The following is a 12,456-nucleotide window of genomic DNA, read 5'->3' as shown; positions in this document are numbered from 1 at the left end:
TCGTCATTAGCAGCCAATCCTAAATTTAATTTTTAATTGCTGATGTCTTGATTTTCCAGATCAAAACCTTTGGACTTGTACAAAAACTTATATTTAAATACAACAATTTTAAAATTTTCATACAAATACAGAGTAAAAATCTAAAAAAATTTACTTAATATTTTTTATTTTAAATAAATGTTAATTTTATTGTGGAAGTATGTCAAGCTCATCGCCCATTTGTAAAATTTTTCCAGCTGACGATGGGGGTAATTGGGTATTGACACTCAATCTGTAAAAGTGATTAAAAGGCGATGAAGCAACCCAATTTGGCAGAGTTGCTTGTCGCTGGGTTGCAAAGATTTTTTGAAAGTTTGGGTAAGCTTTCCCTAAGTAAGAATCGCGTGTTGGGACTATACAACGCTGACATGGATTAACTCCAAAAAAATCCACATTTCCCAGTCGAAAGGAGACTAAATCACCTTGTTCACTAAATAGCCGATCTTCCCAAAATGCTGGTACACCATCAATCTCGATGTTGGCACGCATCCGACGGCGTATTTCATCTACAGTTAAACCGGGAAACCAAGAAGCTACTTCTGCCAATGTTGCTGTACTAATTACCGTTGGGCCAGGTGAGTGTGTATCGTCAGGAAAACCCATTATAGAGTTTTGCCTTAATGTGACAGCAAACTCAAAAAAATCACTCAAAATTGCTTCTAATGCTTGCCGTTCCTCATCCAGATGAAAAATTTGTTGTGAGTCACCGCCTGGGATCTGCAACGAGATAGTTCTATTTAAGAGTGCAAATTGCGCCCTTACTAAATTGATTTTAGCATGACGCTTGCCATTGACAAATCTATCCTGTTCGTCAAAAATGGCAAACTCGCGGTCATGCTGTAGTGCCCCACTGGCAAGAACTCTAGCGTTTTCAACTTCAATACCATCCAGTGACTTAACTGGATACAGTAAAATCTTGGCTAGGTAAGGCTTCATAGCAATTGTGGATTTTAGATTTTGCGAAAAGTCTGAGCAAAGTCAAGATTGGTAATTTAGCAGTCTTCAATCTAAAATTCTTTTGTTACTTATACGAGTGGCTAGTGTCGCAAGGCGGAAGTCACGCTGCGTCCCGTAGGGAAGGGGCTGACTCCCCTGATTTTCTGAGCAAGTAAGCACTCACGTTACTTGTTCAAGCAAGGGAGCGTCAATAATATTGTTAATTATGGATATATTGGCGATTTATCTATTCCTCCAACATGATCTAGAGGCCAGAACCGAACTACAGCCCGTCCAATAATATTCTCGCGGGGGACAACACCCCAGCAGCGACCATCATAACTATTGTTACGATTATCACCTAGCACTAAATATGAATTGGCTGGTATACTCTGGGGTTTCGCCAAAAAAGGTGGCTGTGGCCCTGATTGGCAAACATCAATAACTGTACTCTGATCAGAACCGAGGTAATTGGCTTCTGGGAGGGGTTTGTTGTTGATATAAACTTTGCCATCCTTAAGTTGTACTTTTTCTCCAGGTAAGCCAATTACACGTTTAATAAAAGCATCTTGGTATTGTTCTTTTTGTAACTCCTTTGTAGGTGAAAATACTACAATATCTCCCCGCTGCGGGTCAGCAAATTTATACTTCAACTTATCGACAATGATTTTATCTGCCTCCCACTGGTTTGGCGTACCATGCAGAGTTGGTTCCATCGATCCAGAAGGAATCCAGCGTGCTTCAGCAACAAAGGTACGAATTCCCAGAGCTAGAACAATGCTCAATACAATTGTTCTACCTAGCTCTGCGATCCAAGAATTATCGGGTTGTTGACTAGAGTTGTTATCAGACACTTTATTTTGCATGAAATTACTTAACGGAAGGAAAGATGTAGGTAATTAACTTGCCTAGTGAGACTTTATCTGTTAATCTTAACGGGAAAATTTTAATTTCCTAGTCATGTTCCCATCTTGACTACCAATTTTAGATTGTGGATTTGACGGGGTTCTTCATAAATTAAAAATAAACTTTTTTTTAACGCGCGGCAAAAATTGGTTACTCCGATCGCAAATAAGTTTAACCTAAAAGCATAATTATCTGTAATACATAGCTCCCTATCTCAACTTTGTTAACCTTATGTCATCTCCACAAATTTTACTGATTCGCCGCGCTCGCATAATTCTACCCAATGGTGAACTGATGATTGGGGATGTGTTGACCCGCGATCGCCAAATAGTCGAAGTTGCCCCAGAAATCTCCCAAACGGCACTAGCCACTGAAATTGACGCAGAAGGGTTAACTTTGTTGCCAGGAGTTATTGATCCGCAGGTGCATTTCCGAGAACCTGGACTAGAACACAAAGAAGATTTATTCACTGCCAGTTGCGCCTGTGCTAAAGGTGGAGTCACTTCTTTTTTAGAAATGCCCAATACGCGCCCCCTGACAACGACACAGCAGGCTTTAGACGACAAGCTACAACGTGCCTCAAAAAAGTCTTTGGTTAATTATGGGTTTTTTATTGGGGCAACAGCAGAGAATCTACCAGATTTACTTTTGGCAAAGCCAACACCGGGAATTAAGATTTTCATGGGGTCGATGCATGGCCAGTTGCTAGTTGATGGCGAAACAGCACTCTCTGCGATATTTGCTAAAGGCCATCGCTTGATTGCCGTTCATGCCGAAGACCAAGCTAGAATCAACCAACGCCGCCAAGAATTTGCCAACATCCACGATCCAGCTGTTCACTCGCAAATTCAAGATAATCAAGCGGCAATGCTTGCAACCCAACTGGCATTAAAACTTTCTCAAAAATATCAGCGTCGTTTGCATATTTTGCACATGTCAACTGCCGAAGAAGCAGATTTGCTGCGTCAGGAGAAACCTAGTTGGGTAACAGCAGAAGTGACACCACAGCATTTGTTGTTGAACACCAGTGCTTATGAGAAGATTGGCACTTTGGCACAGATGAATCCACCTTTGCGATCGCCCCACGATAACGAAGTTCTCTGGCAAGCTTTGCGCGATGGCGTGATTGATTTCATCGCTACAGATCACGCGCCGCACACCTTAGAAGAAAAAGCTCAAGAATACCCCAATAGTCCTTCGGGAATGCCTGGGGTGGAAACTTCCCTAGCTTTGATGTTAACTGCGGCTATGGAGGGAAAGTGTACTATTGCTCAAGTTGTTAACTGGATGTCAAAAAATGTAGCTGTGGCTTATGGTATTCCGAATAAAGGAGCGATCGCGCCTGGTTACGATGCTGATTTAGTGCTTGTAGATTTAAACACATACCGTCCAGTCCGGCGCGAGGAACTTTTAACCAAATGCCGTTGGAGTCCCTTTGAAGGCTGGAACCTCACCGGCTGGGCTACAACCACCATTGTCGGCGGTGAGATAGTTTATGACAAAGGTCAGGTAAATACGCAAGTACGGGGTCAAGCTTTAACTTTCTTGTAGAAATATTTATTTAACCTTACGTATTAGACAAATAATTATACATCAAAGCCATACTTGAACTGGCAAGATTTTCATCTATCCAGAGTCAAGACTAGACCAATGCGTTTTGGTTAAAGCTAAAAGGCGAAAATCCTTGTTTTTTTCCCTTACCTTTTTAACCAAAGGGTATTGACTTGTCGCTGTATCTGATTTTTCACGTTATGTGGAAAAGTCCACCAAAAACCTAACCCCCTAACCCCCTTCCCGACGCTCTAAGGGGAAAAATTCAAAGTCTCTCTCCTTAAAGGAAGAGAGAAATAGAAGTGAGGTTTTCCAGATGACCTGAATTGTCAGGTCGCTGTATCAGAAATTGCAACTTGAAACCCTGAATTTATAAGTGTTTCAAGTCAAATCTTCAATAACTACTCCCGTAGCTTACCAGATTACCTATTTATTCTTCTTTTCCCTGCTTGGCGTACTTCTCTAACGAGACGCTACGCGTTGGCGGTTCGTTAAATCTTCCAGCCGGATAGGTAGTATTGCAACAAATCTCATGATGCTTGACCTTCATCCAGGTCATGTATTCCCCAGAAACATAACCATAGAAATCATCAAAGAGAATTGCTATGTCCTTCAAAATTTTAGCTTTAGACGGTGGCGGTATTCGTGGAGTCGTTGCAGCACGAATACTTCAACAAGTAGAACAAGAAATTAGAAAGCAGGGGAAAGGAAACTTTTTACACGAATACTTTGATCTGATTTCTGGCACATCTACCGGTTCAATATTAGCAGGAGGGATTGCTGTCGGAAAGGAAAGCGGTGAACTCATTAAACTGTATAAAGATAGAGGTAAAGATATATTCCCGTTGGATAGAAAAGAGCGCTATAAAAACTTGCCGTCTATCATCAAATCAATTCTTGATGTATTTTCAGTATCTAAATATTCTCATGATGGAATGATTAGCGTCCTCAAAGATGCATATAAATCCACAAAAATAAAGGATATTGAAAAACCTGTTCTCTTGATTCTTGCTTACGATACTTTATATCGTAATACAACCTTTTTTACAAATTGTCATCCCGATCTGGGAGACAGATGGTACGATGACTGTTATTTATGGGAGATATGTACCGCTTCTGCCTCAGCTCCTACTTTTTTTCCACCATATAAATTAGAACCTGTAGATAAAGAAAAATTTGGTGATTGGGAATTCCCACACATTGATGGAGGAGTTTCTGCTAACAACCCCTCTCTTGCAGCTTTGAGTCTAGTTATGAGGATTAGTCAGTCTTCAGTCTCTCCAGAAATAAAGCAAAAATATAAACTTGATAATCTGCGATTAGAAGATATTTCTATCCTTTCTATTGGCACAGGTCAAACTGGTGAACCATATCAATATAAGCAAATAAGCAAATGGAAAGGCTTAGACTGGGTAAAAAATCTTACTAACATCTTTATGGAACCTACATCTGAGATTGGTAGTACGATTTGCCGGCAAATCATGGGTGGATACGATTCTAAACGTTACTTACGTCTTCAGTTTGACTTAAATGAGAAATTCAAACCCAAGCCAGAAGAGACTTATAAAGATCCTCGCATTTTATTAGCTCCAGAAGAGCGAAAAAACCTATTTACAGGGAAAAAAGTCAGTGAAGAAATAGATAACACTAATTCAGAGATTATTGAGCAGTTAATAAATACTACTTCTGCATTTATTGATAAAGGTCTTACGTATTATACCAGAGACAACTCCGGTTCTCAGATAAAAGAGGCGATCGCCTCTTTTATTAAAAATAACTAGTGCATCCACGTAGACATATTAATGTCAACTAACATAAGACAAAACATCTCGTATTTCTACGATAATTATGTATAAATACGAGATGTTTTATTTAAATTTATTAATATCAGTATTTATTGCAGATATGAAGAGAAAAACTTATTCCTATTTAAAATTATTTAAATTAATTTTCAGACATTTTATAATTCAGTATTTTTGTGTATATATTATGACTTTGATTTGGGTATATTGAGTATAAGGAAAAGTTAGACAACTTCTACAGAACTTGGTTGATCTTGTTTAACTTTTCTCTACTAGCTTTGGCTGCTAAGTAATCCAGATTTGTTCTCTTAATGACAGTAGAGAACCAATCGGGTAAAACCAAGCTGACTAAGTTCTGTGAAAACTCTCATTTAACCCAACAACAGTTTACATTTTCTTCATTCATAGACCATCTAAATCAGTTTTTTAAGTGATTATTGCAGCAATAAAGCTGCTGTTACAAAATTTTTTCATTTATTTTGGGTTGAGATAACAATGTTAGTGATTTACAGTGGTGAGCGTGGTAGTGGCAGATAGAACGAGTGTGGAGTTCTCCCTCGACTATTTGCAGAAATTTTCTCGTGTTGTATGTGCTAAAGAAGGTGACATTTCTCGTACTTAAGTCAATACGCTTGGGTTAAGAAGAATGCTACGTTGGGTTGAACATTCGTGTTACCCAACAAAGGCTTGATAATGTTGGGTTACCCTGCGGGAAGCCCCTTTGGGTCTACGTTCCTCAACCCAACCTACACTAGTTTTATTTTTTAGCCTTAACCCAAGCGTATTGGTACTTAAGTCGGGAGATGAGCTTAAATCGCGGCAATAACTTCGCTAATGGCACAATTGAATGGGATGAGTTCGACTTGACGAGTGCCCTCATTTCCATAAGTCAAGCTCACACTTAGATAGCTATCTGGCTTGTAGGGCAATCGTTTTGCCCATTCAACTGCCACAATTCCTGGTATGACTTCAACACCTTCCCAGTAACTTTCTAAATTCAGCGCTGCAACTTCTTGTGGTTCTAGGCGATATAAATCTAGGTGGTAAAGGGGGAGGCGTCCTTCCGTGTACTCATTAATCAGCGTGAAAGTGGGACTGACAATAGGTTCAGTGATTCCCAAACCCTTGCCAATACCTTGAACTAGGGTAGTTTTACCAGCACCCAAATCACCTTCTAGTAAAATTACACTGCCAGGAGTCAGGTATTCACCGAGAGTAATACCTAAGCGTAGCGTCGCCTCTGTATCTGCAAGAAACATTTTCATAATTAGTCATTAGTCATTAGTCATTAGTCATTAGTCATTAGTCATTGGTCATTAGTCATTAGTCATTAGTCATTAGTCATTGGTCATTAGTCATTAGTCATTAGTCCTTTGTTTAGACTAATGACTAATTTTCATTTTCCTTCATTTTGAATTTTGAATTCCCCGAAGGGGCTGGCCTCTACCGTACCACCGCAATAGCACTTGTGCTAATTTCTGCGGATTGTGACGCACAAAACCCGTTTCATCTTCATACAAAACATTAGCTAGAACAATCCTTCGCCCTAGCTGAGTTACGGCTTCTCTATCTAGGAAAACCGGATGGGAGTTTTGTTGGGCGTAGCGGATGAGTGATTGCTCTGAGGGGGATTTTTTGTGGATTAGCACAGCATCGAATAGCCGTCTTTGCCCACAAGCAGCATCAATTGCTCTGATATGATCTGCAACAGTGTAGCCTTCAGTTTCTCCTGGTTGAGTCATTATATTGCAGATATAAATACGGGGGGCATCTGTTTGAGCGATCGCATCGGCAATTTCTGGTACTAATAAATTAGGAATCAGGCTTGTATAAAGGCTACCTGGGCCAATAATAATGTAATCAGCTTCTTTAAGTGCCTTAATAGCTGCTGGTACTGCCGGAGGATTAGCTGGAATGCAGCCAATTTTGACAATTTTACCGCCAGCTTTGGGAATGCTAGACTCCCCATCAATGCGACGACCATCGGCTAATTCTGCCCAGAGGCGAACATCACTGAGAGTTGCTGGTAGTACTTGTCCCCGTACCGCTAGCACTTTGGAACTGGCTGCAACTGCTTGTTCTAAATCTCCAGTAATATCACTCATTGCCGTTAAAAACAAATTACCAAAACTGTGACCCGTTAACCCATCTCCAGCCCGAAAACGGTATTGAAACAATTCTGTTAATAACTTTTCTTCATCTGCTAGTGCAGCCAAACAATTGCGAATATCTCCTGGTGGTAGCACTCCAAATTCTTGACGCAACCGCCCAGAAGATCCACCATCATCGGCGACAGTCACAATAGCAGTAATATTAGCGCTGTAGGTTTTCAATCCCCTCAACAACGTAGAAAGTCCCGTACCACCACCAATTACCACTATTTTCGGGCCTCGGTACAATCGATGATGTGCCAGCAAGACATCGATAAGTTCCTCTCCGCCTTCTGTTCTTAGTACCTTAGTAATTGAGCCTACAGTGCGAGTTTGCCCCCAAAGCACTAACAGCAAGCCGCCAAGCAGCACCAAAGGCCCACTAACATAGTTGGGTAAAATGTTGGTGATTACTCCCAGGAAACCCCTAAACAACTCGATCATCCAAAAAATTGGGGTCAGCTTAATCCAGATAGCTAATCCCAAACTCGCCAGCAGTACACCCCCAATACTGATCAACAACCAACGTTTTACCGATAGTCCAGGGGATAACCATTTGAACCACTGGTTAACCCGATAGGAAGTACGAGAACGCGACTGCTTTTGCAGGGCGTTGAGGGCTTGTCTGAGAAAACCAATTGACATACCTGATTTACAGCAGTGCTACAAACAATAATTAACAGAAAATGTACACCACTTGGTTTAAAACACTAGGCGTGAAACTATTATATTTGTCAATCTCATTAGACTAAGAGCAAGTGGTCAAGATTGCCAGTATTCCTAGTTAAACAATACACTGGCTTGATAAAAGTGAATTTAATGGAAAAACGAATTTTAGGATTAGATCCAGGACTGGCAATTTTGGGGTTTGGGGTAATTACCTGCACACAAATTCCTAACAAGGTACAAGAGACTAGAGTAAATATGCTGGATTTTGGGGTAATCAAAACGTCGGCAGATGTAGAAATGGGACAGCGCTTATGTACCTTGTTTGATGATTTACACACTGTGATGGAGGAATTTAAACCGGATTTGGTTGCGATCGAGAAACTATTCTTTTATCGGATGTCAAGTACAATCCTGGTTGCACAGGCGCGGGGTGTACTGATTTTGGTGTTGGGCCAGCGTCGTCTTCCTTACATAGAGTTTACTCCTGCTCAGATTAAGCAAGCTTTAACAGGCTATGGCAATGCTGATAAGTTAGATGTGCAAGAGGCGGTAGCGCGGGAGTTGGATTTAGATGAAATTCCCAAGCCTGATGATGCTGCGGATGCTTTGGCGGTAGCTTTGACGGCTTATTATCAGCTATAGGTGTGTACACGAAGAAAAAAGTTCTTATATTAATTGAGAATACATTCGTTATACCAATTCTGTATACAGATGCGCCAAATTTATAAAGGAACGAACCGCAGAGACACAGAGAAGCCAGTGCGCCCTTGCGGTTAAGAGACTTGTTCGCGCAGCGTCTCCCCTTGGGAGAAGCAACTGGCGCGACACAGAGGAGAAAAAGCAAGGTTAAAAAATTCAGCGCAGCTTCATAAAGAAATGGTATTAGAATCAAGACGCTGTGGACTCGCTACCGCTACGCTATCAGTGAGAGATTCAGACCCGACACTGATTGTTTTGCACCAAATTTTCAATTTTGTGTGGTGTTTCATTGTTTATTCAGCGTTCGACTGAGCGCTCACGCCGAAGTCCACCATTTGCACGGAATTCAATTTCTTATTCTGCCGAAGTCGCGCATGTATTCTTTCTTGTTAACTAGTTCCGTGGGTTTAAGTCCCCCGGTTCAATAAAAAAGCAAGTTTTGTGTTGGGGTTATATCAAGTACGTCGGATTACTTATAATAAAATCTATCAATGTAGGTTGGTAGGTTGGGTTGAACGGCAGTGAAACCCAACATGAACATAGATCAAATGTTGGGTTTCGTTCCTCAACCCAACCTACAGATATTATAAGTGTTTAATCGAACCTGATATTAAATCCCCATTACAAAACAAAATTTACGTTAGCGCAGCGGGGCGAAGCCCATTACGAATTACGAATTACGAATTATTTAATAAGGATTTTGCTTAATAAGTAGGCTTGAGAATAAAACGCTCAAACTATTGAAATCAAAAAAATTATTATGCTTTAAATGCGTTTTTGTTAATAATGCATCTGAAAGCAAATTATGTTTAAAAAGCCAGCTAGCAACACAATAAAAGGACTTGAGAATCTAAGCCTCATGTTGGCAGGTAAACCTCTAAATTACAAGCTTGAGCTAAGTTATTTAAACATTAATTCTAATAAGCTAACTTTATACATAACTATACTCAAGCGTATCAGAAGTGGTACAATAATTATGAGTACCAATCGTACATAAACTTTAGACTTGCCGTACTTATAGAGGTACTAAGATATACAAAAACTTTCTCTGATACCCAATATAAAGTTATAAAACATACTTTAACTATTAACATTTTACTGAAAAAATGCAATACAGGATAGTGGCTGAAGATGCTTTAAATAAATCATTAGCATTTAAAAACAACTCATTTAGTTTTTAAGTAGTTCCGAAACTACATGTTGCAATAATGTCAAATTGAAGAATTATTATTTGATGTGTGTAAGCTCCTATGGTCAAGCGATCGCTCCAGGGATCACTCGCCGGAATTCAACAAGCTAAAAAAGCGTTTGCTCATAAGGGGTGGACACAAGAAAATTTGGCTTTTGAAGTCAACTTAAAGACTCGCCAACCAATTTGGCGGTTTTTTAGTGGGCGTCCCGTTGAACGTCATATCTTTATAGAAATTTGTTCTGTGTTGTCGTTGAATTGGCGGGAGATTGCGGCTAATCCTCCAGAAGAATTTCCTGAATCAAAAGAACTTGATGCTGCTGAATTTTTAGATATTGATGCTCTAGTACAAGAAGTGCGATCGCAACGCTTCGACAAAATTCAAGACCAGTGCGGCACTTTGCAGTTATTAGATGTTACTCGCCCCGTTAGAATCGACAACATTTACATCGATGTCAACATTTTTGAGGAGATTGCCAGCCTTCAGTGGTTAGAGTTTGCTGACTTGCAAAACTTTACATCAAAAGAATTTGATCGCTTTAGTTTAGGTGGAGTATCCCAGACACAAATGGCGGGGATCACGGCAGTTCAAACTTACTCAAAGCTGCGGGTGTTGGGTAAACCGGGAGCAGGTAAAACCACTTTTTTACAACATCTGGCGATTCAATGCAACCGAGGTAGATTTGCTGCAAATCGGGTTCCTATTTTTGTCACCTTAAGAGATTTTGCCGACGAATCTAGAGAAGCAGGAGAGTTCCATTTACTCAACTATATTGGCAAAGAATTCCTCACCTGTGGAATTTCAGATCCATCTGTGCTGGAAACTTTGTTGTTAGAGGGCAGAGTGTTGCTGTTGCTGGATGGATTAGATGAAGTACTCCATCAACACAGCATTGGTGTCATCAATGAGATTCGCAGACTCTCTGAAAAGTATCAAAAGAATATGTTTGTCGTCACCTGCCGCACAGCAGCTAAAGCTTTCAACCTCAGACGCTTTACAGATGTTGAAATTGCCCCTTTTACTCAAGATCAAATTGTTCGTTTTGCTCAGAAGTGGTTTACAGCAGTTACGAAAACGAACATCCAGGATAAACATGAACAGGCATTTGAGTTTATTGAGAAACTAGATTTGCCCGAAAATTTACAATTTCGGAGACTTGCTATCACTCCCTTGTTTTTGCATCTCGCCTGCTGGGTTTTTCATCACCAGAACAAATTTCCAACCCAAAAAGCTGCGTTTTATAAGCAGTGTTTAGACCTGCTTCTGGGCAAATGGGACGAAACTAAAGCAATTGAGCGGGATGAAGTGTACGAAGGTTTTTTATTACCACAAAAACTTAAGTTGCTGAGTCAGGTTGCTAGCGCGACATTTGAGCAGGGTAATTACTTTTTTGAACAACGCATTGTTGAGCAATACATTAGCGATCATATCGCTGATTTGCCGAATGCTTCCACAGAACCAGAGGAATTGGAATTAGATAGTGAAGGGGTACTTCAGGCGATAGAGTTGCAACATGGATTACTAGCAGAACGAGTGCGGGGGATTTTCTCTTTCTCTTATTTGACGTTTCAAGAATACCTGACTGCTCGAAGAATCGCTGCCAGTTATAATTTACAAGCATTAAAACAACCGTTAGAACGTCTGGTGACTCATATTACTGAACCCAGGTGGCGTGAAATCTTTTTGTTAACGGTTGCCATGCTACGGAATGCAGATTTTTTGGTACTGTTGATGAAGCAAGAAGTTGATGCGCTAGCGGCTCAAGATCCATATTTGCAAAAATTTTTAACTTGGACAAGTCAAAAGTCTCTCGCTGCTCCTGAGTCTGCTGCAATTCGCGCGTTTTATCTTGCCCTGGCTAGGACTCCTCACCTTACCCCGTACTTTGCCCTTGTCTGCATCTTCGATCAAGATATTTTTTTAGATGCGGCATTAAATAACCTAGTAATGGAATGCAAATCTAATTTTGCCGATGTCTATGGGTGCAACGATGCTCTGAGTAGTGCTTTAGCAATTGTTCAAGATGCTGGCTTACATCAAGCTTTACAAGAACTTAAAGACCTACTGCCCGATCTAGAACAAAGTAGAGAAAGGATTCAGACATGGTGGCAAACAAGTTATCCTGCTTGGATGGAACAGTTAAAAACTGCGATCGCCAAGCATCGAAACATTCAGCATCACTGGCATTTCAGCCCACAGCAACAGCAAGTATTACAACAATATTACGATGCCAATCAGTTGCTTATCGATTGCCTTAATAGCAACTGTGAGGTAACAGATATTGTGCGCCAGGAGATTGAAGCCAGTTTGTTGTTGCCGATAAAAGAACTCTCCGAGCGAGAATGGCAGGGATTGTGATGAGGCAGGGGGCAGGGGGCAGGGGGCAGGGGGAGCAGGGGGCAGGGGGCAGGGGGCAGGGAGCAGGGGGCAGGGGGCAGGGAGCAGGGGGCAGGGGCAATACGGTTCGGATAAGGTTTTTTGATGACACGCTGCTAATCGCAAAGACGCGATAAA

General features: G+C 40.8%; 9 protein-coding genes. 4 read left to right on the top strand and 5 right to left on the bottom strand.

What is annotated here, in order from left to right; all coding sequences use genetic code 11:
- Positions 1–186: 186 nt before the first annotated feature.
- Together LC586_RS05665 and lepB are read right to left on the bottom strand one after the other, a co-directional pair.
- Entirely contained in the window at positions 187–975 is a 789-nt protein-coding gene (locus tag LC586_RS05665; RefSeq protein ID WP_229483575.1) for an MOSC domain-containing protein, read from the bottom strand.
- Between the two features lie 224 nt (positions 976–1,199).
- On the bottom strand, positions 1,200–1,841 hold the full coding sequence (gene lepB, locus LC586_RS05660) for a signal peptidase I (protein WP_229483574.1): 642 nt from the start codon (positions 1,839–1,841) through the stop codon (positions 1,200–1,202).
- A gap of 271 nt (positions 1,842–2,112) precedes the next feature.
- On the opposite strand from lepB, the gene LC586_RS05655 reads away from it, so the two are divergent.
- The gene (locus LC586_RS05655; protein ID WP_229483572.1) at positions 2,113–3,432 is read left to right on the top strand and encodes a dihydroorotase; all 1,320 of its coding nucleotides are present in this window, start codon (positions 2,113–2,115) and stop codon (positions 3,430–3,432) included.
- Between the two features lie 430 nt (positions 3,433–3,862).
- Here LC586_RS05655 and LC586_RS05650 read toward each other — a convergent pair whose 3' ends face one another.
- A complete protein-coding gene (locus LC586_RS05650) occupies positions 3,863–4,048 on the bottom strand; it encodes a hypothetical protein (RefSeq protein ID WP_229483570.1) in 186 nt (61 codons plus the stop codon).
- Here LC586_RS05650 and LC586_RS05645 point away from each other — a divergent pair.
- On the top strand, positions 4,038–5,213 hold the full coding sequence (locus LC586_RS05645; RefSeq protein ID WP_229483569.1) for a patatin-like phospholipase family protein: 1,176 nt from the start codon (positions 4,038–4,040) through the stop codon (positions 5,211–5,213). The genes LC586_RS05650 and LC586_RS05645 overlap by 11 nt on opposite strands.
- 830 nt (positions 5,214–6,043) lie before the next feature.
- Here LC586_RS05645 and tsaE read toward each other — a convergent pair.
- Both tsaE and LC586_RS05635 read right to left on the bottom strand, forming a co-directional pair.
- Complete coding sequence (gene tsaE / locus LC586_RS05640; protein WP_229483567.1) at positions 6,044–6,499, bottom strand: tRNA (adenosine(37)-N6)-threonylcarbamoyltransferase complex ATPase subunit type 1 TsaE; 456 nt, start codon at positions 6,497–6,499, stop codon at positions 6,044–6,046.
- 141 nt (positions 6,500–6,640) lie between these two features.
- Positions 6,641–8,029, bottom strand: a complete 1,389-nt coding sequence (locus tag LC586_RS05635) for a gluconeogenesis factor YvcK family protein (protein ID WP_229483565.1) — start codon at positions 8,027–8,029, stop codon at positions 6,641–6,643.
- 174 nt (positions 8,030–8,203) lie between these two features.
- On the opposite strand from LC586_RS05635, the gene ruvC reads away from it, so the two are divergent.
- Positions 8,204–8,695, top strand: coding sequence for a crossover junction endodeoxyribonuclease RuvC (gene ruvC, locus LC586_RS05630; RefSeq protein WP_229483564.1), 492 nt, complete (start codon positions 8,204–8,206; stop codon positions 8,693–8,695).
- Positions 8,696–10,002: 1,307 nt separating this feature from the next.
- The gene (locus tag LC586_RS05625; protein WP_229483562.1) at positions 10,003–12,300 is read left to right on the top strand and encodes an NACHT domain-containing protein; all 2,298 of its coding nucleotides are present in this window, start codon (positions 10,003–10,005) and stop codon (positions 12,298–12,300) included.
- Positions 12,301–12,456: the final 156 nt, after the last annotated feature.

Origin of the sequence: Nostoc favosum CHAB5714 (assembly GCF_020829495.1) — a bacterium.
Taxonomy (GTDB): Bacteria; Cyanobacteriota; Cyanobacteriia; order Cyanobacteriales; family Nostocaceae; genus Nostoc; species Nostoc favosum.
This window is presented reverse-complemented; position numbering and strand designations above follow the sequence as displayed.